The organism is Amycolatopsis sp. A1MSW2902, assembly GCF_017312175.1.
Lineage (GTDB): Bacteria > Actinomycetota > Actinomycetes > Mycobacteriales > Pseudonocardiaceae > Amycolatopsis > Amycolatopsis nivea.
Genome location: NZ_QJPO01000001.1, coordinates 6,580,929 through 6,602,872 on the forward strand (window position 1 = coordinate 6,580,929; position 21,944 = coordinate 6,602,872).

A 21,944-nucleotide genomic window follows, 5' to 3' on the forward strand; every position below is an offset into this window, starting at 1 on the left:
CGCGACGGCTCCCCGGTCGGTCAGTCGGGCTGGATCCACGACACCTGCACGAGCTGCTTCCCGTTCTTGCGGCTCAGCATGTTGCCCCGGCCCGGCGGCATGGCGCTCGGCCGGATGTTGCCGATCAGGTTGCCCTCGTCGCGGGAACCGTTCATCACCATGCCGGTGGCCGCGAGCTCCTTGAGCTTGCCGATGACCGGGTCGTACGCCGCCCGCGACGCACCACCGGTGCGCCGGACCACGATCAAGTGCAGGCCGACGTCCTTCGCCTGGGCGAGGAACTCCGACAGCGGCTTGAGCGGGTTGGTGGACTGCGTCGCCACCAGGTCGTAGTCGTCGACCAGGACGAACAGCTCCGGGCCGGTCCACCAGGACCGGGTCTTCAGCTGCTCCTGGGTGACGTCCGGACCCGGCAGCCGCCGCGTCATCGACCCGTGCACGTCCTGGACCATGCTGTCCAGCTGCGCCGACGAAACGGCGTAGCCGAGCAGCGAATCGCCCTCGAGGAATCCGAGCATCGTGCGCCGGTAGTCGACCAGCAGGATCACGGCCTCCTGCGGCGTGTAGCGCTCGGTGATGCCGCGCGCGATCTGCCGCAGCAGGTTCGTCTTGCCGGACTCGCCGTCGGCGAACGCGAAGAAGTGCGGGTCCGCGTCGAAGTCCAGGTAGATCGGCTGCAGGTCTTCCTCGTTGACGCCGATCGGGACGAGCTTCGTGTCCCGCTTCTGGTCGATCCGCAGGACCTCTTCGTAGGTGATCATCTCCGGCAGCAGGCGCACCTGCGGAGCCACCCGGCCGCGCCACGCGCCGCGGATCTTCGCGACCGCGTCCGCGACGCCCGCCGCGACCGTCTCCGGATCGCTCGACCCGTCGATCCGCGGCAGGCCGGTGAGCAGGTGCAGCTTGTCGCGGGTGAGCCCGCGTCCCGGCCGCCCGGCCGGGACGTTGACCGCGATCCGGCGGTCCATTTCGGACTCCGTCGGGTCACCGAGGCGCAGCTCGAACCGGGTGCCGAGCATGTCCTTGATCGCGGGCCGGAGGTCGGCCCACCGGTTCGCCGAGATGATCACGTGGACGCCGTAGGCGAGACCCTGCGTGGCCAGCCGGGTGATCGACGTCTCGAGCTCCTCGAAGTCGTCGCGCAGCGCCCGCCAGTTGTCCACGATCAGGAACGCGTCGCCGAACGCGTCCTGCTCCGGCGTGATCTCGCCGCGGCGCTTCCGGTTGCGGAACTCCGTCATCGAGTCGACGCCCAGCGCGCCGAACCGGCCTTCGCGCTCGGTCAGCAGCGTGGTCAGCTCGGCCACGATCCGGCGCGCCTTGTCCGGCTCGCGCCGGGCCACCGCGACCCCGCCGACGTGCGGAAGGTCCGCGAGGCCGGCGAGGGTACCGCCACCGAGGTCGAGGCAGTAGAACTGCGCTTCCTCGGGGGTGTGGGTGAGCGCCATCGACATGATCAGCGTCCGGAGCATGGTCGACTTGCCCGACTGCGGGCCGCCCGCGATGACGCCGTGGCCCTGCGCACCGGAGAAGTCCGCCCACAGCAGGTCGCGCCGCTGCTCGTACGGCCGGTCGACGATGCCCATCGGCACCTGCAGCCTGCCGTTGCCGAAGAACCCGACCGGGGAAAGACCGCGGTCGTCGGTGGGGTTGAGGTTCGGCAGCATCGTGTCGAGCGAGTTCGGCTCGTTCAACGGCGGCAGCCACACCTCGTGCGCCGGCGGGCCCTGTCCGACCAGGCGGCTGACGATGACGTCCAGTTCGCTGGGCTCGACGGCCTCTTCGGACTCCTGCTGTTTCGGAGCCTCTTCCTCGACGACCGGTTCCGGCTCGGGTTCCTTCGGCAGTTCCACGAAGTCCGGCACGAACAGCTGCGGCCGCTTGTCCGCGCGCACCACCGTGGCGGCCGGGCCGGCTGCCTTGATGCCCGCGGGCCGGTACGGACCCGAGACGTAGGAAGCCTTGAACCGCACCAGGGTCGAGGTGTCGTACTTCAGGTAACCGCCACCGGGGACCGACGGCAGCTCGAACGCGTCCGGCACGCCGATCGCCGCGCGGGATTCCGCCGCGGAGAACGTCTTCAGGCCGATCCGGTAGGACAGGTGCGAGTCGAGACCGCGCAGCTTGCCCTCTTCCAGCCGCTGCGACGCGAGAAGCATGTGCATCTGCAGCGACCGGCCCAGCCGGCCGATGGCGACGAACAGGTCGATGAAGTCCGGCTTCGCCGCCAGCAGTTCGGAGAACTCGTCACAGACGATGAACAGCGCGGGCAGCGGGTCGAGGTCGGCGCCGTTCTCCCGGGCCTTCTCGTACTCCCAGACGTTCTTGAAGTTGCCGCCGTTCTTCAGCGCTTCCTGGCGGCGGTTCATCTCGCCCGCCAGCGCGTCCTTCATGCGGTCGACCAGCGTGACCTCGTCCGCGAGGTTGGTGATGACCGCGGACACGTGCGGGGCCTTGTCCAGGCCCAGGAACGTCGCGCCACCCTTGAAGTCAACGAGGACGAAGTTCAGCGTGCTCGACGAGTGCGTGGCCAGCATGCCCAGCACCAGCGTGCGGAGGAACTCCGATTTACCGGAACCGGTCGCTCCGATGCACAGGCCGTGCGGGCCCATGCCCTCGGCCGCGGCTTCCTTGATGTCCAGTTCCACCGGCTGGCCGTACTCGCCGACGCCGAACGGGACGCGGTAGCGGTCGCGGATCGGCCGGGGCCGCCACGCCTGCTGGACGTCGAACGTCATCGGGTCGCCCGGAATGCCGAGCAGTTCCAGCAGCGACGGGTTGGACAGCAGCGGCTCTTCCTCGCTGACGTCCGCTCCGCCGCCCCCGCCGACGCGGTACGGCGCGATGAGCCGGGCCAGCGCCTCGACCTCGACCACGCTGAGGCTGTCCGGGCGGCCGAACCACTCGACCCCGCCCGCGCTGCGCGCGCCGAGCCGCTCCTCCTCGACCACGAGCCGCAGGCCGCGCCGCGCGGCGAGGTTGCCGATCGAGTCGGAAAGGTCGACCAGGGTGACGCCGACCAGGCCCTCCTCGAGGATGATCTGCTCCTCGCGGGTGACCTCGGCGTCGTCGATGATGATCACGACGTGCGGCTGGTCCGGCGCGGGCGTCGCGTTGCGGGAGAACCGCTGCCGGTCGCGCAGCTCCTCGTCCAGCCAGTCTTCGATCTGCTTGAGCGAGCCCGCCATCATGCGCAGCTGGCCGATGCCGTCGGACAGCGTGGGGTGCTGGGCGTGCGGGAGCCACTTCGCCCACTCCCACTCTTCCTTCGCCCGGCCCGCGGTGGCGACCGCGATCATGACGTCGTCCGGGCTGTGGAAAGCGACCAGCTGGGCCAGCATCGCGCGGGTCAGCGCGCGGGTGCGGTGCCGCTCGCCCTGCATGCTGACCGCCGCGAACCCGCGGAGGGTGATCTGGGTGGGCAGGTCCGGCACGATCGAGTGCGCGCGCACGAACCGGCGCAGCGCGAGGGTGGCGATCGGCTCCAGTTCGTCCACCGGGCCGGTCTGGGGCGGGACCAGCCGGGTGGCGAGGCGGTGCGAGCTCCGGCCGACGCGCAGGTGCAGGAAGTCCTGGTCGTTCTGCCTGCGCTCCCACATCCGGCGGCTGGCCGCGAGCGACCACAGCGACTGCGGGTCCGGGTGCACCCATTCGAGCGCGGCGCGCTGGTCGACCATCGCCTCGCGGGCGCGGTCGCGCATCTGGCCGAGATACCGCAGGTAGTCCTTGCGGTCCTCGTCCATCTCGGCTTTCTTCTGGCCGCCGCCCTTGCCGCCGCCGCCCGCGAGCATGCCGACGGTGCCCATCAGCATCATGCCGCTCATCATGATCGTGGTCGGGTTTTTCGCGCCGCCCGCCGTGAACATGAAAACCATCATCCCGAGCGACGCGAAGATCATCACGCCCGGAATCGCCTTGGCGACGATGCTTCCCGGGATCGTCCGGGGCACCTCGGGCGGCGGCTCGAGATGCACCTCGCCGCCGGGCGGGCGCGGCGCGGCCAGCCGCGGCGACTTCTTGAACTGCAGCGTGCTCATCTCGAAGGACCCCTCTATTCCTGCTCGACGCCTGCACCCGGGTGCGCGGGACAACCTATCGAACGTCGCCCCGGAAATCCGGCCAACTCCAGGATCGGCATCTCACACCCCCTCCTCGGGCCCCGGCGGGACCCGTCCTCCCAGTGCGCCCGAGTGTAAGGACCGCCACCGACAGTTATCGGACCAGGCGGACGAACCCGCTGGTCGGTATGGCCCAACCAGGCCTGGACGGGTACTTTCGCCGATGATTTGCGGAGACGCGCTGAAACCTGTCACCAGGTTCGGTATAAGTTCCCCCGGGAGCTGACTCTTCAGAGCGGGGGATCTAGTGGCAACGGGCACGACGGTATTCAGCAGGGTCACGGTGGTCGCACCGACGACACGCATCGACGTCGCGCTTCCGGCCGACGTGGCGGTGGCCGACCTGCTGCCCATGCTTCTGGAGATGGCCAAGGAGGTCACTCCGGACGGCGGGGCCCGGCACGGCGGCTGGGCGCTGGCCAAGCTCGGCGACGCCCCGCTCGACCCGAGCCGGACGCTCGCGTCCCTCGGCGTGGTCGACGGCGAGCTGCTGCAGCTGCGCAAGCGCAACGAGAACCCGCCGCCGCCGATGTACGACGACGTGGTCGACGCCATCGCGGAGGCCGACCCGGACACCTTCCGTCCGTGGACGAAGGAAACCGCGCGCCGGTTCGGCCACACCGCGGGCGGGCTCGCCCTGTTCTTCTCCGCGCTGGCCCTGTTCTTCAGCGGTTCCCTCTACGGCGGTTCCGCGCTCGGCCCGGCGATCGCGGGCGGACTCGGCGCGATCGCCTGCGTCGCGATCGGCGCCACGCTCACCAAGGCCTACCAGGCCGAGGCCACCGGCGTGCTGATCGCCTCCGCGGGCGGCCTCCCGCTGGCTTTCGTGAGCGGGTTCTACATCGTGCCCGGCCTGTCGGTCCGGGCGAACCTGCTGCTCGGCGCGGTGCTGGTGCTGATCGTCTCGGCGGTCTGCATCCTCGTCGTCGGCGCGGGCATCCGGGTCTTCATCGCCACCGCCACCGCGGGCGTGTTCGGCGCGCTCGCCTTCCTCGTCGCGACCCTCGTGACCAGCGCCGACACCGCGGCGGTCGCGGCGGGCACGGTCGCCGTCGCGCTGGGCTGCATCTCGTTCCTGCCGCGCGCCACCATCTGGCTCGCCAAGCTGCCGCTGCCGTACGTGCCGAGCACCGCCGAGGAGCTCAAGGAAGACTCCGGCTTCCCGGACTACAAGGCGATCGAGCAGCGCACCGCGGTCGCGCACGACTACATGACCGGCCTGATGATCGGCTGCGGCGCCACCACGGCCGTCGCGGCGGTCCTCGCGGCCACCGCGCCGAACGCCTTCGGCATCATCCTCGGCATCATCGCGACGCTGGTCCTGCTGCTGCGCGCCCGCGCCTACGCCAACGGCGCGCAGGCCATCGCGCTGCTCACCACCGGCATGGTCGCCGCGGCGGGCATCCTGCTCGGCTGGCTGTTCTTCTCCGCCACCGCGGAGCAGCGGCTGCTGTACATCTTCGGCGCGCTGATCCTGATCGCCGCGGCCGCTCTCGTGGTCGGCGTGATCTTCCCGGACCAGCGCTTCTCGCCGCCGCTGCGGCGCACCGTGGAAATCATCGAGGCGATCTGCATCGCCGTGGTGCTGCCGCTCGCCCTCGGCGTGATGGACCTCTACTCGACGCTGCGCCACCTCAACCTCAAGTGAGCCGCGCGATGGGCTCCCGACGTTCCTTCCCCCGCAGGCTCGGCCTGCCCGGCCGGACCGGGGTGGCGTTGTTCGCCGCCGGCCTCGGGCTGATGTCGCCGTTCGCCGCCGCTCCGGCGTCGGCGCAGACGGCGGACGCGCCCGCGGGCACCTGGGCCACTCCGCCGCCGCTGGGCCCGGGCGACGCGCCGCCCGCGGCCACCGGCCACCCGGACACCACGTACAAGAAGAAAAACGAATGCGTCCAGCGCAGTCTCGGGCAGGACGTCAAGATCAACTTCCGCCCGTGGGGCCAGGACTACCTGCAACTGGACCGGGCGCAGCAGATCGTCCGTGCGGCGACCGGATCGGTCGGCGGCAACCAGAAGGTCGCGGTGATCGACACCGGCGTCACGCCGCATCCGTGGTTCCAGGGCCGCGTGGAGAGCGGCGGGGACTACGTCGCCACTCCGGACAACGGAGCGCAGCCCGGGCTGCAGGACTGTGACGGCCACGGCACCGAGGTCGCCGGGATCATCGCGGGCAATCCGCAGGATCCGCAGGTCGGCTTCATCGGCGTGGCCCCGGACGCGCACATCGTGTCCTACCGGCAGCTGAGCGAGAACTACGCCAAGGACGACAGCCCGCAGCAGCCCTCGGCTCCCCCGTCCGGCGGGACCGGCGCACCCCCCTCGGGCGGCGAGAGCCAGCAGCCCCCGGCGGGCAGCAGCAACAGCCAGCTGCCCCCGTCCTCGGGCGGCGGCACCGGCAGCGGCACCGGCACCGCGCCCCAGCAGGACAACAAGGGCGACAACCGGGATCTGGCGAAGCAAGGCACCGCGGGCACGCTGAACACGCTCGCGCAGATCATCCGCAGCATCGCCGACACCCACAGCGCCGGCGTGATCAACATGTCGGTCGACCACTGCCGCGCCGGCACCGCGCCGGGCGACATCCAGACCGGCGAGCGCCAGGTCCAGGCCGCGGTGCGTTACGCGGCCGACAGCAACATCGTGGTCATCGCGGCCGCGGGCAACGTCTCGGAAAACTGCCCGCAGAACGACCAGGCCGACCCGAACAAGCCGAAGTCGATCGTCACCCCGCCGTGGTTCGCCGACGACGTGCTGTCCGTCGGGGCCATCCAGGAAGACGGCGGCGTCGCGCCGTTCAGCGTGCACGGCCCGTGGGTCGGCGTCGCCGCGCCGGGCACCAAGATCGTGTCGCTCGACCCGGCGGAGCATTCGACCGGACTCGCGAACCTCACCATCGCGAACGGCAACCCGTCGCCGATCCAGGGCACCAGCTTCGCCGCCCCGTACGTGGCGGGCGTCGCCGCGCTGGTCCGCTCGATGTTCCCGGACATGAAGGCGCGCGACGTGGTGAAGCGGCTCAAGGCGACCGCGCAGCACCCGGCCGCTCCTGGCGGACGCGACAACTTCGTCGGCTACGGCGTGATCGACCCGGTGGCCGCGCTCACCGCGAACCTGCCGGGCGACACCGGCAACCTCGCGCTGCCGAAGCCGGTGGTGCAGGAGGCCAAGCTGCCGCCCGCCGACGGGATCAGCTCGACCCCGATGATCGTCGCGCTCGCCGGCACTGGCGGCGGGGTGGCGGCGCTGCTGATCACGCTGTTCGTGGTGCACACGATCCGGCGGAACCGCTCCAGGTCGTCGCCGCCGACAAAGTAGGCATCAGAAAGGGGCCGCTTCTCCGCGATCGCCGCGGGGAGCGGCCCTTTTTGCTTTTGCGGCCAGAAGCGACTCGGTTCCGGGCATGGAAAAGGCCGCTCGCCGCGGATGTCGCGACGGCGGCCTTCCTGGTCACTTTCCGGGTTTCGGCGGCTTGCCGTCCTTCTCCGGCCGCCGCGCGGGCGGGTCCTGGCCGATCACCGGCGGAGTCACCTGCGCGGGCTCGCCGAAAATCTCCGACGTCTTCGCCGCCGTGCGCTGCCGCGGCTTGTGCTGCGAACTGCCGCCGCCACCGCCACCGCCACCCATTCCGGCGAAACCCATCATCGGCATCATCGACATGCCCGAGCCCTGGTTCGCCGACGCGGGCTGCGGGGCCGGGGCGACCGGCTCGACCGGCGGGAGGCCCGCTTGGCCCTGCTCCAGCCGCGGGTCGGCGGCGGTTTCCTTGCCCTGGTGGGGATTCTCCGCGGCGGACGGGCTCACCGAATCGTCCGAAGATGACGCTGAAGAGGCCACTGTGGACTCTCCGGCGGCAGCCGGAGCGGTTCCCGCGGGCGCGTCGGCGTCGTGCAGCCGGAACTGCTGCGCCGGATAGTGGTGCCGCAGTTCGATGCTCGACGGGCTCCCGGCAGGCGCGTCCACTCCGGCGCACAACCGGCCGAACTCGCGCAGGACGTCCTCCGCGGCCTCGTGCAAGGACTTCAGCGACTGCTCGGTCTCCCGCATCTGCGACCGCGCCCGGGAAGCGCCGCCCTTGGGCAGCATCGCCGATTCGGACAGCAGATCCGCCGCGTCGACCAGCACCTCCTCCGCCGCGCCGGTGATCTTGCGCAGCGATTCGGTGAGCTGGTCGATCGAGTCCGCGAGCGCGTCGAGCGCGTCCTCCGCCCCCTCGCTCGCGGCGCGGATTTCACCCAGGTAGGCGACAAACGCGTCCGCGTCGGGACCGGACCACGACGCGTCGATCCGGCCGAGATCGTCCGCGAGGTCCGTGGACACCCTTGCCGCCGTGCGGGCCGCGGCGCGCAGGCTCTCGGCCTCCGCGTCCAGTTCCTCCCAGCGACCGGTGAGCGGCCGGTAGTACGCGGCGACCGGATCCGTCACGCCCAGCTCGCGGGCGAGCTCGGTCACGTACGCCAGAGACGGCTCCGTCACGAGATCCTCCCGGCGCGCTCGATCCGCTCGGCCGCGTCGGCGTCCCGCTCGGCGTGGCCGGTGGTGAGCTGCTCCAGCGCCGCGGTGACCGACCGCAGCGCGGCCACCCCGGCGGTGAGCTGGCCGCGCAACGCCTGCGAGGCCTGTGCGTACGACTCCGGCACGCCCAGCTGCCCGGCCACCTCGCCGTACGCCTCGGCGGTGGTCGCTCTCGTGCCCACCTCGCCCGCGGCGGCCTCCAGTTCGTCGGCCGCCCGCGCGACTTTCGCCGCGTAGCCGCCGACGACCGCGCCGTCGATCCGCACGGCGCTCGTTCCCGGACTGCTTCCCGGCGCTGCCACGTTCAACCCTCCGCTCACCCGGCTATGTCCGAGTGTGACGGACGGAACCCGCCGTCAGTTCCCGGCAGGTTGCTGCTGTCCGGCCGCCTGCTGCTTGTACGAGCCCGCGTTCGGGTCGATCGGCACCGAGTCGAACTGCTTCATCACGTTCTGCACGTTCAGCGACGCACCGGTCGGCAGGAGCCCGATGATCGACTCCGGCGCGGGCAGCCGGTTGTTCAGCCCCAGCCCGTCCGCGGTCGCCGCGTCCGGAACGCCGTAGCGGATGCCGCGGTCGGAGATCAGCTGGATCGGGCCCTTGCCGAAGGTCTTCTCCGATTCGGTGGCCGACTGCACCACCGCGCCGTAGCCGGTCGGCATGTAGAAGCCGGTGATCGGCACGCCGTTGGGGCCGGTGTTGCTGACGCTGATGATCTTCGAGCTGCCGTCGGCGTTCTTCTCGACCGGGACCTGCTTGTTGATGTAGACCGAGGTGTGCGCCTGGGTGCCCCCGGCGTTGAGCGACCAGCCGAGGCACGCCACCGGGTTCGGCACGGCGTCGAGGACGGTCGGGACGACCTTCGGGTAGGTGTCGACGTCCACGTAGTCCGGGTCGCCGTTCTGCAGCACCTTGACGTTGTTGATCTTGTCGAGGGTCAGGGTCGGCGTGATGGCCGAACCGCCGCTCTTGGCCGTGCGCACGATGTCCGCGACGGCGGGCGACACCTTCTGGATGCCGCTCTTGGCGATGAGCCAGAACTCCAGCGCGCCGCCGGAGGGCTGGGTCGAGAAGACGCTGCCGACGGTCAGCCCGTCGAAGTTGCTCGACGGGGCCGTGCCCTCGCCCGCCACCAGCGGCGGGACCAGCTTGGTGACCTCGGGGATCGCGTTGAGGAGAGCCTGCGACACCTTGCGTGCCTTCGTCGGCAGATGCAGCGCGGCCCGCACCGGGTCGGCGCTGCCGGACGGCACCTCGGCGCGCACGGTGTTCGCGTTCGGGTGGCTCTGCGTCGCGGCCAGCCGGTAGATGAGGTAGGTCTTGCCGTTGCCCGTGTCGCCGAGCAGCGCCTGGTTCTCCTGCAGCTCAGTGCCGAGCTTGTCGATGCCGGCGATCACGTCGGTGTTGGTCTTGTTGACCGAGTCCGGCTGCGGCAGCGACTGGTCGAGCACGACCTCGTCGCACACCGCCCAGTTGGGGGTGGTCCGCTGGTCCATCGACGGGAGCAGCTGCGGGCCGTCCGGGATGCCGGTGAGCTTCTCGCGCGGCATGTTCTTCAACTGTTCATCCGAGACGACGGTCGGGTTCTTCACCTCCGCCGCCTGCTGGCCGCCTTGGCCGCCGCCCTGCTGCCCCGGTGCGCCCTGCTGCTTCTGCGCCATGAGGATCAGCCGCGCCGACGCGAGGTTGAACGTCGGGATCAGCCGCGCCGGATTCCCCGTGACGACATACACGGTGCCGGACTGCTCGCCGATCACGATGTTGTCCGACGCGGGCACCGACGGCGCGGGGCTCAACAGGCCCCACAGCACGAAGACGACGGCGCCCAGCACGCCGAGGATCACGCCGACCGCGGTCGCGCGCCCGTGGGAGCGCATCGGGTCGTGCAACATCACCGCGTCACGGCGGACCAGCGCGGACTGCATCCGGCGCAGGACGAACTTGTATGCCTGAACCTGAGACTTAGTCGTGGGTGTTGATGGCATTCTCGACCTACAGTCCTCCCCGTCGCGGTACGGTTCCGCAGGATAGCCGTACGGGGACCGTCTGGTGTGGGGTTTCTACCAACTCCGGTTAGGGTCAGGCATCCCGGGACCGGCTTTCCGGGTACGCAGCACTCACGAGGGGAAGAGAACGCGCGGATGTCCGTCAGCACGCCTCCACGTCCGCCTGGTCCGCAGGGACCGCCACCGCCTCCCGGGGGACGTCCCCCGGGTCCGCCGCAGCGGCCCGGAAGAACCGGCGGACCCGGCGCTGCTCCCGGCGGACCCGGAATGCCCCCGCGCACTCCCCCTCCCGGCGTCCCGGGCGGTCCCGGCGGACCTGGTGGTCCCGGACGCCCCGGCGGACCGGTCACTCCCGGGCCCGGCGTTCCCAAGCCCGGGGTTCCCGGCGCTCCTGGTCCGGGCGGGCCCAAGCCCGGCGGACCCGGAGGTCCTGGTGGGCCTGGCGGTCCGGGTGGTCCCGGCGGGCCTGGCGGTCCCACTGGCCCTCGGACGGGACGTCCTGGCGGCGGCGGTCCTAACGGCCCGCGCCCTGGCGGTCCCGGAGGTCCCGGCGGACCTGGCGGCCCCGGAGGCCCGGGCGGACCTGGCGGCGGTGGCCCCGGCGGTCCGGGTGGTCCCGGCGGCGGCGGCCCCGGTGGACCTGGCGGCCCAGGCGGGCCCGGCGGTCCCAGCGGCGGCGGCCCGGAAAACAGCGAACCCGCACCGACGGGCAGCGGCACCGCGACCGCGCTCCGGATGGCCCCGCCCTCGCGGCGGCGCTCCGGCGGCATCTCGCTCGGCCCGCTGCCGGTGGTCAACCTGGTCGTGCTGGAAGTCGGCGTCGCGATCGGACTCGTGCTGCTGGCGATCAACATGCAGCTCAAGTACGTCGCGATCGGCGTCGCGGCGCTCGGCCTGATCCTCGCCTTCCTGCGCGTCGGCGGGCGCTGGTTCACCCAGTGGCTCGCGCTGACGCTGCGGTACCGGTTCCGCTCGCACGGCCGCGTGGCGACCCCTCCGCCGCCGACCAGCATCGAGGAACTCGCCGAGGAAAGCGCGGTCACCGGCCCGGAGGACGCGCGGGTCAGCCTGCTGCGGCTGGCCGTGCCGGACCTCGTGGTGGCGCACGCCGTCGACCACGAACGGCAGGAGGTCGGCATCGCCTGGAACGACGGGACGTGGACCGCGGTCCTGCTCGTCGAGCCGATGCCGGCGATGATCTCCCAGGCAGGCGGCGCGCCCAGCCTTCCGCTGTCCGCGCTCGCGCCGTGCCTGGAAGACCGCGGCGTGCTGCTGGACTCCATCCAGATGATCTGGCACAGCTACCCGGGTTCGGCCGCGATGCCCGCGGACGCCCCGGCGCTCAGCTCGTATCTCGAGGTGCTCGGCCCGCTGCCCGCGGCCGCCCGGCGGACCACGTGGATCGCGGTCCGGCTCGACCCGCGGCGCTGCCCGGAGGCGATCCGGGAACGCGGCGGCGGCGTCGTCGGCGCGCACCGCGCGATGATCGGTGCGCTGTCGCGGGTGCGCAACGCACTGGAGTCCCAGGGCGTGCCGACCCGGCCGCTGGACCCGGACGAGCTGCTGCGCGCCAGCATCTCGGCGGCTGAGCTCACCGCGGTCGCCGGTTCGAACGAGAAGGTCAGCCTGCAGGAAAGCTGGACCGGCGTCACCGCGGCCGGCATCGGCCACTCCAGCTACGCGATCACCGGCTGGCCCAAGGGCAAGATCAGCGGCAGCCTCAACGGGCTGACCAGCGTGCGCGCACTGTCCGCGACGGTCGCCATGGCGATCTCGCCGTCGGCGGACGAGGGCCGCATCGGCCTGCGCGGCGTGGTGCGGCTGAGCGCCCGCAACCCGCGCGAGCTGGACGCCGCCGACCAGCGGCTGCAGAGCATCGCGGAGCGGCTGGACGTCGACCTGACCCCGATGAAGGGCATGCAGATCTCGGCGTTCTCCGCGACGCTGCCGATCGGAGGCACAGCATGAGTACCCGTGTCCGCGACGCTGGGCAGAATCCCGGCATCGCCCCGGAGTTCACGGTCGACCCGGCCATGCTCGACGCGATCAGCCCGTCCGGCGACCGCGGCGGCGTCGTCCTCGGCTCCGGCCTCAAGGGCGAACCGCTGACCGTCTCCGCACTGCGCTCGCAGCCGACCCGGATCGTGCTCGTCGGCGGGCTTTACCTGGCCCGCCAGGTAGCGATGCGCGCCATGGCGACGGGTGCGTGGGTGGTCGTGGCCACCGGACGCCCCGCGGCGTGGCAGGTGCTGCAACAGGCCGCCGGAAGCCGCGACGGACGCCCTTCGCCGCTGGTGCAGATCCGCCGGTTGTCGCCGGTCGAACTGCCGCGCCCGTCCGAGGACGCCCCGCTGCTCGTCGTGACCGACGGCGGACCGACCCCGCAGGACCTGTTCCCGCCCCGGTCGCCCTGGCAGACCACGGTGTACGTGCTGCCGTACCTGCACCCGCAGGCGGGCACGACGGCGAACGCCGCGGACCTCGTCCTGATGCAGCGGCTCCCCGCCGGTCAGGCTGAGCTGGCGGCCCGGATCTGGCGGCTGCCGCCGCAGATGATGCGCCAGCTGACCACGCTGAAGGACGACCAGGTCGTAGCGCTGGGCACGAACCTGTGGCGCCCGCTGCGGCTGGTCACGACGCAGAAGGAACAGCAGCTGCTCGGACCGGTTCGCCGAGGCGACTAAGTGGTGAGAAATGGTGAAGGCCTCCTTGCGGGATTCCGGCAAGGAGGCCTTCGTCGTTTTCAGCGATCGGCGGTGTCCAGGGCGCGAGCCCATTCCGCCAGCCGCTCGGCCACCGACTGATACGGCAACGTCCCGGTCGCGGTCGCGATCACCAGGTCGTACGCCTCGTCCTCCGGCGCGTCCAGGTCGAAGCCGTTGAGCCCGTAGAACACGTACATCGACATCCAGCCGAGCCGTTTGTTCCCGTCGATCAGCGGGTGATTCCGGACGATGGATTCCAGCAGCACCGCGGCTTTCTCGTGCAGGTCCGGATAAGCGTCCTGCCCCATCAGCGAGGACTGCGGCCGGTGCGCCGCCGCGTCGAGCAGGCCCAGGTCGTGCACCCCGGGCACGCGGAGGTCAGCCGACAGCAGTAGCAGGTCGTCCAGCGTCAGGTACTCGATTTTCACTGCGCCAGGCGATCGAGCAGGGCGGCGTAGCGGGAGCGGCCTTCGAGGGAAAGCTCGTGCACCCGGTCGTCCCGGACCCGGCGCGCCGCGGCGTCTGTGATCGCCCGCACCACCGCTTCGTGCTTGCTCACCCCGTCCGCCTCAGACAGCAGCGCGAGCGCACGCTCCACCTCGTCGTTCAACCGCAGAGTCATCGCCATGACGCCGATGATACCAGAGTGGTATCATCGGTGGCCTGCTCTTTTCGGCCGTCCCTGGCCTAAAGCTCGGTCGACGACCGCACGTTCCGGGTCTGTTCCGCCCTCGCCGCCAGCAGCTCGTCCGGCGGGTAATCCACCGCCGTCAGCGTCAGCCCGTGTGCCGGGGCGACCGCGCTGTCCCGCGTTCCGCTCGCCAAAACCTCGCCGGGCCAATCGGTTCCGCGTCGGCCGTCCCCCACGAGCAGCAAGACACCGACCAGGCTGCGGACCATCGAATGACAGAACGCGTCCGCGCTTACCTGGACTTCCAGCAGATGCTCGTCAATCCGCGTCCACTCCAGACGCTGCAGCTCACGGATCGTCGTACCGCCCTCGCGCTGTTTGCAGTACGCCGCGAAGTCTTGCAGGCCAAGGAGTTCCCGAGCGGCGGCGTTCATCCGCTCTGTCGACAGTGGACGGCCCCAAGCCAGGGTGTCGTTGCGGCGCAACGGATCGACGCCCCACGGGGCATCTGAGACGCGATAACGGTAGTGCCGGCGGATCGCGGAGAACCGGGCATCGAAACCCGACGGGGCCACGCGCGCCTGCAGAACCCGCGCATCGGCGGGCAGAAGTTTGTTCCAGCGGCCGCGCATGCGCGTCAGGTCCGGGATTCCCTGGTCGTCCACGGGAATCCGGCCCGGCGCACCAGGCGCGAACGGGACGACGTCGACGTGCACGACCTGGCCCGTCGCGTGCACCCCGGCGTCCGTGCGGCCCGCGACGACCACGGACTTCGGCACCGACTCCCCCGGCGGCTGACGCTGCAGCGCCTGCTCCAGTTCGGCCTGCACGGTGCGGCGGCCGGGCTGGCGCACCCAGCCGGAGAAGTCCGTGCCGTCGTAGCTCACGTCCAAGCGCAGACGAACGAGCCCGCCCTCCCCGTGGGGAGCGGCGGGCTCGTCCGGTGTAGACAGTGCCGGCAGGACTCAGTCCTTCTTGGCGTCGGCGTCGTCGGAGGCAGCGGCCTCGTCAGCGGCCGGAGCCTCTTCGGCAGCCGGGGCCTCTTCGGTCGCGGCGGGAGCCTCAGCGGCTTCCTCGGCGACCGGAGCGGCGGCGACCTCGTCCTTGGCGAACTTGGTCTTGCGGGCCCGCTCGGCCTCGGACGTCACGGTCTTCTCCGCGACCAGTTCGATGACGGCCATGGCGGCGTTGTCGCCCTTGCGCGGCATCGTCTTGGTGATGCGGGTGTAGCCGCCGGCGCGCTCAGCGAAGTGCGGGCCGATCTCGGCGAACAGCTTGTGCACGACGTCCTTGTCCCGGACGACCTTCTGCACCAGGCGACGGTTGTGCAGGTCGCCCCGCTTCGCCTTGGTGATCAGCTTCTCGGCCAGCGGGCGGACCCGCTTGGCCTTGGCCTCGGTCGTCGTGATCTTGCCGTGCTCGAACAGCTGAGTGGCCAGGTTGGCCAGGATCAGCCGCTCGTGCGCGGCAGACCCGCCGAGCCGGGCTCCCTTGGTAGGGGTGGGCATGACTTTCTCCTAGTTCAGCTCACAGCGTCCGGGCACGAGGCCTCAGAGCTGCTCGGTCTCTGCGTAGTCCTGGCCATCGTCGTGGCCGTCGTCCGAAATCCCGCCGCCGATGCCGGCGACACCTTCCGACCAGCCCTCGCCGTCGTAGCTGGTGGCAGCCGCGGACGGGTCGAACCCGGGCGGGCTGTCCTTCAGCGCGAGGCCGAGGCCGACGAGCTTCAGCTTGACCTCGTCGATCGACTTGGCGCCGAAGTTGCGGATGTCGAGAAGGTCCGCCTCGCTGCGCGAGACCAGCTCGCCAACGGTGTGGATGCCTTCGCGCTTCAGGCAGTTGTACGACCGGACGGTGAGGTCCAGGTCCTCGATCGGCATCGCGTAGGCGGCGATGGTGTCCGCCTCCTGCGGCGACGGGCCGATCTCGATGCCCTCGGCGTCGACGTTCAGCTCGCGAGCGAGACCGAACAGCTCCACCAGCGTCTTGCCAGCCGAGGCCACCGCGTCGCGCGCGGTGATCGACGGCTTGGTCTCGACGTCCAGGATCAGCTTGTCGAAGTCGGTGCGCTGCTCGACACGGGTGGCCTCGACCTTGTAGGTCACCTTCAGCACCGGCGAGTAGATCGAGTCGACCGGGATCCGGCCGATCTCCGCGCCCGCCTGCTTGTTCTGCAGGGCCGGAACGTAACCGCGGCCGCGCTCGACGACGAGCTCGATCTCGAGCTTGCCCTTGCCGTTCAGCGACGCGATGTGCAGATCCGGGTTGTGCACGGTGACGCCCGCGGGCGGCACGATGTCGGCAGCCGTGACCTCACCGGGGCCCTGCTTGCGCAGGTACATGGTGACCGGCTCGTCCTCTTCCGAGGACACGACCAGTTCCTTCAGGTTCAGGATGATGTCGGTGACGTCTTCCTTCACCCCGGGAACGGTGGTGAATTCGTGCAGCACGCCGTCGATGCGGATGCTCGTCACGGCCGCGCCCGGGATGGACGACAGCAGCGTGCGCCGCAGCGAGTTGCCGAGCGTGTAGCCGAAGCCGGGCTCCAGCGGTTCGATGGTGAACCGGGAGCGGGTCTCGTTGACCGTCTCTTCGCCGAGAGCCGGCCGCTGGGAAATCAGCATTTCTTAGTTTCCTTTCCAGACGACGCCCGCCATATGACGTCGAAGGGATGGCGTGACGGCGGCGCACTGTGGGCGCCGCCGCCCCGTAACCAGTCGCAGAGACCGGTTACTTCGAGTAAAGCTCGACGATCAGCTGTTCCTGAACCGGAACGTCGATCTGCGCGCGCTCCGGCAGCTGGTGGACCAGCACGCGGAGGTTCGACGGGACGACCTGCAGCCACGCCGGAACCGGGCGCTCGCCGAAGGCTTCCTTCGCCGCGACGAACGGGAGCGTGCCCGCCGACTTCGGCTTGACGTCGATGATGTCCCACTTGGTGACCTGGTAGGACGGCACGTTGACCTTGACGCCGTTGACCAGGAAGTGGCCGTGGCTCACCAGCTGCCGCGCCTGACGGCGGGTGCGGGCGATGCCGGCGCGGTAGATCACGTTGTCCAGCCGGGACTCGAGGATCTGCAGCAGGTTCTCACCGGTCTTGCCAGGACGCCGCACGGCTTCCTTGTAGTACCGGACGAACTGGCGCTCGAGAACGCCGTAGGTGTAGCGAGCCTTCTGCTTCTCCTGCGACTGCAGGAGGTACTCGGACTCCTTGATGCGCCCGCGGCCGTGCTGGCCCGGCGGGTAGGGGCGACGTTCGAACGCCTGGTCGCCGCCGATGAGGTCAACCTTGAGGCGACGCGAAATACGCGTCGCGGGGCCGGTGTAACGAGCCATTTCTTAGTACTCCTCCCCGTTCCTCAGACCCGGCGCCGCTTGGGCGGGCGGCAGCCGTTGTGAGGCTGCGGGGTCACGTCCTGGATGGTGCCGACCTCGAGGCCGGCCGCCTGCAGCGAGCGGATCGCCGTCTCGCGGCCCGAACCCGGGCCCTTCACGAAAACGTCGACCTTCTTCATGCCGTGCTCGGCAGCCTTGCGGGCGGCGTTCTCGGCGGCCATCTGCGCGGCGAACGGAGTCGACTTGCGCGAGCCCTTGAAGCCCACGTGGCCGCTCGACGCCCACGCGATCACGGCGCCGGTCGGGTCCGTGATCGAGACGATGGTGTTGTTGAAGGTGCTCTTGATGTGCGCGTGACCGTGCGCGACATTCTTCTTTTCCTTGCGGCGGACCTTCTTGGCCCCCGCAGTGCGGGACTTGGGTGGCATTGTCTGAGGGTTCTCCTGTTAACGCGCGTTCTCTTGGTGAGCGGCGACGGCTTCCTGCTGCCCGCGGCGGATGATGGATCCGGCGTCGGTGTAGAGGTTCCGCAGCGCCATCGGGCGGGCGTAGAGCGCCTTGGGCGAGACACAAGCCGTGGAGCGACGGACGGAACCGCCCATGCGAACGACCTTCTTGCCCTGGGTGCTCACTTCTTGCCAGCCTTCTTCTTGCCGGCGACCGTCTTCTTCGGGCCCTTGCGGGTGCGGGCGTTGGTCTTGGTGCGCTGACCGCGCACCGGCAGACCGCGACGCCAGCGCAGACCCTGATAGGTCCCGATCTCGATCTTGCGCCGGATGTCGGCGTTCACCTCACGGCGAAGGTCACCCTCGACCTTGAAGTTTTCGTCGATGTAGTCCTTCAGCTTGACGAGATCCTCGTCGCTGAGGTCCTTGACGCGGGTGTCGGCGTTCAGCTCGGCAGCAGCGATCATCTGCTTCGAGCGGGTACGGCCGATCCCGTAGATGTAAGTCAGCGCGATCTCCAACCGCTTCTCGCGGGGAAGGTCGACGCCAGCGAGTCGTGCCACTGGTGCTCCTTTATCGAGTTTGTCTTCAGGTCTGCTCCCCGTCCGGTTCCGGAACCGACTCGCCTGTCGTGCCCGTGGCTTGCGCCCCGGGTGTCCCGGCCCCGGCCTGAAGTCCGGGGGTGCACCGGACCGCTCACGCGGCCCGGCAGGTACGGGGAGGGTGGGTTAGCCGTCAAGCGGCCTGCTGCAGTGCGGTTCTCAGCCCTGACGCTGCTTGTGACGCAGGTTCTCGCAGATCACCATGATCCGGCCGTGACGGCGGATCACCTTGCACTTGTCGCAGATCTTCTTGACGCTCGGCTGGACCTTCACGTCTTCCTGCTTCCTGCTCTGCTCGGCTCTGGCGTGATCACTTGTAGCGGTAGACGATGCGACCACGGGAGAGGTCGTAGGGCGAAAGCTCCACGACAACCCTGTCTTCGGGCAGGATGCGGATGTAGTGCTGCCGCATCTTGCCGCTGATGTGTGCCAGGACCTTGTGGCCGTTCTCCAACTCGACACGGAACATCGCGTTGGGGAGCGGCTCGACCACGCGGCCTTCGACCTCGATGGCCCCGTCTTTCTTAGCCATGTCCTCCGCAATCCCTGATGCACGCTTGATGTGCACAGCGTGATCGGCTTTGAGCTCGAGTCCTTGCTTACTGGGTGGTGCTCGGCCACACTCGGCCCCGGGTCCATGAGGTTCGCGAGAATTCACGAGCATGCTGGAACCGGCGCATGAGCGCGCCGACTTGACAGTGTACGCAACCCGTGCAGTACCCCGTCGACCGGGGTGTAAGTAGACCCGTGTGAGTGGTCGCTCAGGACTCTTCGGGCAGGGTGAGCACCCAGGGACCGTCCTCGGTGATGGCGACGGTGTGCTCCCAGTGCGCGGCGCGCGAACCGTCGACGGTGACGACCGTCCAGCCGTCGTCCAGTTCGAGGGTTTCGCCGCTGCCGCCGGTCAGCATGGGTTCGACCGCGAGCGCCATGCCGGGCTTGAGCCGGGGCCCCTTGCCGGGTTTGCCGACGTTCGGCAGGAACGGCTCCATGTGCATCTGCCGGCCGATGCCGTGGCCGCCGTACTCGAGGATCTCGCCGTACTCGCGGCCGTCGTCCTCGCCGGCTTGGCGGGCGGCGGTCTGCACGGCGAACGAGATGTCGGTGAGCCGGGAGCCCGCGCGGACGGCCTCGATGCCCGCCCACATGGCGCGCTCGGTGGCGGCCGACAGCTGGCGGTCCTTCTCGCTGACCTCGCCGATCTCCAGCGTGACCGCGGAGTCGCCGTGCCAGCCTTCGAGGATCGCGCCGCAGTCGACCGAGATCAGGTCGCCCTCGGCGAGCACCTGCTTGGCCGACGGGATGCCGTGCACGATCTGCTCGTTCACCGACGCGCAGATCGACGCCGGGAACCCGTGGTAGCCCTTGAACGAGGGCACCGCGCCGGCGTCGCGGATCGTCTGCTCGGCCAGCTCGTCGAGGTCGGCCGTGCTGACCCCGGGCCGGGCGAGGTCGCGCACGGCGGCCAGGGTGCGGGCGACGACGAGACCGGCCGCCCGCATGGCCTCCAGCTCGCCGCGCGTCTTGACCTCGATCATGCGCCCGCGGCGGAGCACTTGCAGAACACGCAATCCTCCGAGATTCACGTGCGGTCGCGCAGCGCTTTCAGCACGCGGTCCGAGATCTCCTGCACTTCGCCGACGCCGTCGACCTTCACCAGGATGTCGGAGTAGTACTCCAGCAGCGGCGCGGTCTCCGAAACGTACACCTGCTGGCGACGGCGGATGACGTCCTCGGTGTCGTCCGAGCGGCCGCGCGACATGAGCCGCCCGACGACGACGTCCTCGGCCACGTCGAGCTGGATGACCGCGTCGAGCTTGGTGTCGGCCTCGCTCAGCATTTCGCCGAGGACCTCGGCCTGCTTGGTGTTGCGCGGGAACCCGTCGAGCAGGAAGCCCGCCTTCGCGTCCGGTTCGGCCAGCCGCTCGCGGACCATTTCGTTGGTCACCGAGTCCGGCACGAGCTCGCCCGAGTCCAGGTACCGCTTGGCCTCCTGGCCGAGCGGAGTCTCCTGGCCGACGTGCGCCCGGAAGAGGTCGCCCGTCGAGATGTGCGGGATCCGCAGCTGCTCGGACAGGGCAACCGCCTGCGTGCCTTTGCCCGCGCCGGGCGGTCCGACGAGAACCAGTCGCGTCACTTCAAGAACCCTTCGTAGTTGCGCTGCATCAGCTGGCTTTCGATCTGCTTCACGGTGTCGAGGCCAACCCCGACCATGATCAGCACAGCCGTGCCACCGAACGGGAAGTTCTGGTTGTTCCCGCTGCCGGTGAGGGACAGGAAGAAGTTCGGGAGGATCGCGATGATGCCCAGGTACAGCGAGCCGGGGAGAGTGATCCGGCCCAGCACGAAGCTGAGGTACTCGGCGGTGGGACGGCCGGGCCGGATGCCCGGGATGAAGCCGCCGAACTTCTTCATCTCTTCCGCACGCTCGTCCACGTTGAACGTGATCGTGATGTAGAAGTAGGTGAAGAAGATGATCAACAGGAAGTAGAGCAGGATGTGCACCCAGCTGCTCTGGTTGACCAGGTAGTTCTGAATGAACGACTGCCAGCCCGCGTTGCTGTTCGGGTCGCCGATCAGCTGGCTGAGCAGCTGCGGCAGGTACAGCAGCGACGAGGCGAAAATGACCGGGATGACACCGGCCTGGTTCACCTTGATCGGCAGATAGGTCGAGGTGCCGCCGTACATCCGGCGGCCGACCATGCGCTTGGCGTACTGCACCGGGATCCGGCGCTGGCCCTGTTCGACGAAGATGACGCTGGCGATGATCACCAGACCGAACGCGCACACCACGGCCAGCGCGACGCCGCCGCCGTTGCTGATGATGTTGGCGCCCTCGGCCGGGATGCGGGCCGCGATGTTCAGGAAGATCAGCACCGACATGCCGTTGCCGACGCCGCGCTCGGTGATGAGCTCGCCCAGCCACATCATCACCGCGGTGCCCGCGGTCATGGTGACCACGATCAGCGTCAGCGAGTAGATGCTGTTGTCCGGGATGATCGGCTGCGAGCAGCCCTGGAACAGGGTGCCGCGGTCAGCCAGCGCGACCACGCCGGTGGCCTGCAGGATCGCCAGCGCGATCGTGAGGTACCGGGTGTACTGGGTCAGCTTGTTCTGGCCGGACTGGCCTTCCTTCTTCAGCTCCTCGAACCGCGGGATGACCACGGTGAGCAGCTGGACGATGATGCTCGCGGTGATGTAGGGCATGATGCCCGTCGCGAACAGCGACAACTGCAGCAGCGCGCCGCCGCTGAAGAGGTTGAGCAGCTGGTACACGCCCTGCTGGTCGGCCTGTGCGGTACAGGCCTGCACGGCGGCGAACGAGACCCCCGGGGCCGGGATGGTTGCACCGATCCGGTAGACCGCGACGATGGCTAGCGTGAACAGGATCTTCTTGCGTAGATCCGGCGTCGCGAGAGCCGAGCGGAATGCGCTGAGCACGCGGGGGACCTCCTCGGCGTCGTCGGTCGTCCCAACCGACGATCGGCTTGGCCGGTACGAGACCGGCGGGATGTCTGACTCACTGGCAAGCCAGGAACGCTTCAGGGCAAACAGGCCCGGAAGCGTGCCGCCGACTCTAACAGCTTC

Annotated in this window: 22 protein-coding genes; 4 read left to right on the forward strand and 18 right to left on the reverse strand. The window is 69.8% G+C overall.

Annotated elements, in window-relative coordinates:
- Window positions 1-20 precede the first annotated feature (20 nt).
- On the reverse strand, window positions 21-4,037 hold the full coding sequence (locus DMP23_RS30330; RefSeq protein WP_037816248.1) for a type VII secretion protein EccC: 4,017 nt from the start codon (window positions 4,035-4,037) through the stop codon (window positions 21-23).
- 328 nt (window positions 4,038-4,365) lie between these two features.
- On the opposite strand from DMP23_RS30330, the gene eccD reads away from it, so the two are divergent.
- Both eccD and DMP23_RS30340 read left to right on the forward strand, forming a co-directional pair.
- Complete coding sequence (gene eccD, locus DMP23_RS30335; RefSeq protein WP_337823221.1) at window positions 4,366-5,766, forward strand: type VII secretion integral membrane protein EccD; 1,401 nt, start codon at window positions 4,366-4,368, stop codon at window positions 5,764-5,766.
- Window positions 5,767-5,774: 8 nt separating this feature from the next.
- Window positions 5,775-7,433: a S8 family serine peptidase gene (locus tag DMP23_RS30340; protein ID WP_037816250.1), complete on the forward strand. Its 1,659-nt coding sequence runs from the start codon at window positions 5,775-5,777 to the stop codon at window positions 7,431-7,433.
- A gap of 132 nt (window positions 7,434-7,565) precedes the next feature.
- Here the strand turns inward: DMP23_RS30340 and DMP23_RS30345 are convergent, their stop codons facing one another.
- The 3 genes from DMP23_RS30345 to eccB are packed head-to-tail and all read right to left on the reverse strand — an operon-like array spanning window position 7,566 to window position 10,615.
- The gene (locus DMP23_RS30345; RefSeq protein WP_337823222.1) at window positions 7,566-8,591 is read right to left on the reverse strand and encodes a WXG100 family type VII secretion target; all 1,026 of its coding nucleotides are present in this window, start codon (window positions 8,589-8,591) and stop codon (window positions 7,566-7,568) included.
- Window positions 8,588-8,932 carry a hypothetical protein gene (locus DMP23_RS30350; RefSeq protein WP_337823223.1) on the reverse strand — a complete coding sequence of 115 codons (345 nt, stop codon included), beginning with the start codon at window positions 8,930-8,932 and terminating at the stop codon, window positions 8,588-8,590. Before DMP23_RS30350 ends, DMP23_RS30345 begins: the two co-directional genes overlap by 4 nt.
- A gap of 54 nt (window positions 8,933-8,986) precedes the next feature.
- On the reverse strand, window positions 8,987-10,615 hold the full coding sequence (gene eccB / locus DMP23_RS30355; protein ID WP_134663746.1) for a type VII secretion protein EccB: 1,629 nt from the start codon (window positions 10,613-10,615) through the stop codon (window positions 8,987-8,989).
- Window positions 10,616-11,371: 756 nt separating this feature from the next.
- Between eccB and eccE the strand changes: the two genes are divergently transcribed.
- Both eccE and DMP23_RS30365 read left to right on the forward strand, forming a co-directional pair.
- Window positions 11,372-12,604 carry a type VII secretion protein EccE gene (eccE, locus tag DMP23_RS30360; protein WP_037816253.1) on the forward strand — a complete coding sequence of 411 codons (1,233 nt, stop codon included), beginning with the start codon at window positions 11,372-11,374 and terminating at the stop codon, window positions 12,602-12,604.
- Window positions 12,601-13,320, forward strand: coding sequence for a hypothetical protein (locus tag DMP23_RS30365; protein WP_037816254.1), 720 nt, complete (start codon window positions 12,601-12,603; stop codon window positions 13,318-13,320). The genes eccE and DMP23_RS30365 overlap by 4 nt, the downstream gene beginning before the upstream one ends.
- A 59-nt stretch (window positions 13,321-13,379) precedes the next feature.
- Here the strand turns inward: DMP23_RS30365 and DMP23_RS30370 are convergent, their stop codons facing one another.
- The 14 genes from DMP23_RS30370 to secY form a co-directional block, all read right to left on the reverse strand.
- Window positions 13,380-13,769, reverse strand: a complete 390-nt coding sequence (locus DMP23_RS30370) for a type II toxin-antitoxin system death-on-curing family toxin (protein WP_337823224.1) — start codon at window positions 13,767-13,769, stop codon at window positions 13,380-13,382.
- Window positions 13,766-13,969: a CopG family transcriptional regulator gene (locus DMP23_RS30375; protein ID WP_067587897.1), complete on the reverse strand. Its 204-nt coding sequence runs from the start codon at window positions 13,967-13,969 to the stop codon at window positions 13,766-13,768. Before DMP23_RS30375 ends, DMP23_RS30370 begins: the two co-directional genes overlap by 4 nt.
- A gap of 59 nt (window positions 13,970-14,028) precedes the next feature.
- Window positions 14,029-14,865, reverse strand: a complete 837-nt coding sequence (gene truA / locus DMP23_RS30380) for a tRNA pseudouridine(38-40) synthase TruA (protein ID WP_337823225.1) — start codon at window positions 14,863-14,865, stop codon at window positions 14,029-14,031.
- Between the two features lie 72 nt (window positions 14,866-14,937).
- Complete coding sequence (gene rplQ, locus DMP23_RS30385) at window positions 14,938-15,480, reverse strand: 50S ribosomal protein L17 (protein WP_037816255.1); 543 nt, start codon at window positions 15,478-15,480, stop codon at window positions 14,938-14,940.
- Window positions 15,481-15,522: 42 nt separating this feature from the next.
- Window positions 15,523-16,596: a DNA-directed RNA polymerase subunit alpha gene (locus tag DMP23_RS30390; RefSeq protein ID WP_009072342.1), complete on the reverse strand. Its 1,074-nt coding sequence runs from the start codon at window positions 16,594-16,596 to the stop codon at window positions 15,523-15,525.
- 106 nt (window positions 16,597-16,702) lie between these two features.
- On the reverse strand, window positions 16,703-17,308 hold the full coding sequence (gene rpsD / locus DMP23_RS30395) for a 30S ribosomal protein S4 (protein WP_037816256.1): 606 nt from the start codon (window positions 17,306-17,308) through the stop codon (window positions 16,703-16,705).
- A gap of 23 nt (window positions 17,309-17,331) precedes the next feature.
- Window positions 17,332-17,736 (reverse strand): 30S ribosomal protein S11, encoded by a 405-nt coding sequence (gene rpsK, locus DMP23_RS30400; protein WP_009072340.1) that lies wholly within the window; start codon window positions 17,734-17,736, stop codon window positions 17,332-17,334.
- Between the two features lie 18 nt (window positions 17,737-17,754).
- Window positions 17,755-17,940, reverse strand: coding sequence for a hypothetical protein (locus DMP23_RS30405; protein ID WP_009072338.1), 186 nt, complete (start codon window positions 17,938-17,940; stop codon window positions 17,755-17,757).
- Window positions 17,937-18,317 carry a 30S ribosomal protein S13 gene (rpsM, locus tag DMP23_RS30410; RefSeq protein WP_009072337.1) on the reverse strand — a complete coding sequence of 127 codons (381 nt, stop codon included), beginning with the start codon at window positions 18,315-18,317 and terminating at the stop codon, window positions 17,937-17,939. Before rpsM ends, DMP23_RS30405 begins: the two co-directional genes overlap by 4 nt.
- A 198-nt stretch (window positions 18,318-18,515) precedes the next feature.
- Window positions 18,516-18,629 (reverse strand): 50S ribosomal protein L36, encoded by a 114-nt coding sequence (rpmJ, locus tag DMP23_RS30415; protein WP_004558882.1) that lies wholly within the window; start codon window positions 18,627-18,629, stop codon window positions 18,516-18,518.
- Window positions 18,630-18,666: 37 nt separating this feature from the next.
- Window positions 18,667-18,888 (reverse strand): translation initiation factor IF-1, encoded by a 222-nt coding sequence (gene infA / locus DMP23_RS30420; protein ID WP_004558881.1) that lies wholly within the window; start codon window positions 18,886-18,888, stop codon window positions 18,667-18,669.
- A gap of 229 nt (window positions 18,889-19,117) precedes the next feature.
- A complete protein-coding gene (gene map, locus DMP23_RS30425; protein ID WP_337824465.1) occupies window positions 19,118-19,894 on the reverse strand; it encodes a type I methionyl aminopeptidase in 777 nt (258 codons plus the stop codon).
- A gap of 44 nt (window positions 19,895-19,938) precedes the next feature.
- A complete protein-coding gene (locus DMP23_RS30430; RefSeq protein WP_037816258.1) occupies window positions 19,939-20,493 on the reverse strand; it encodes an adenylate kinase in 555 nt (184 codons plus the stop codon).
- Window positions 20,490-21,797: a preprotein translocase subunit SecY gene (gene secY / locus DMP23_RS30435; RefSeq protein WP_037816259.1), complete on the reverse strand. Its 1,308-nt coding sequence runs from the start codon at window positions 21,795-21,797 to the stop codon at window positions 20,490-20,492. The genes DMP23_RS30430 and secY overlap by 4 nt, the downstream gene beginning before the upstream one ends.
- Between the last annotated feature and the right edge of the window lie 147 nt (window positions 21,798-21,944).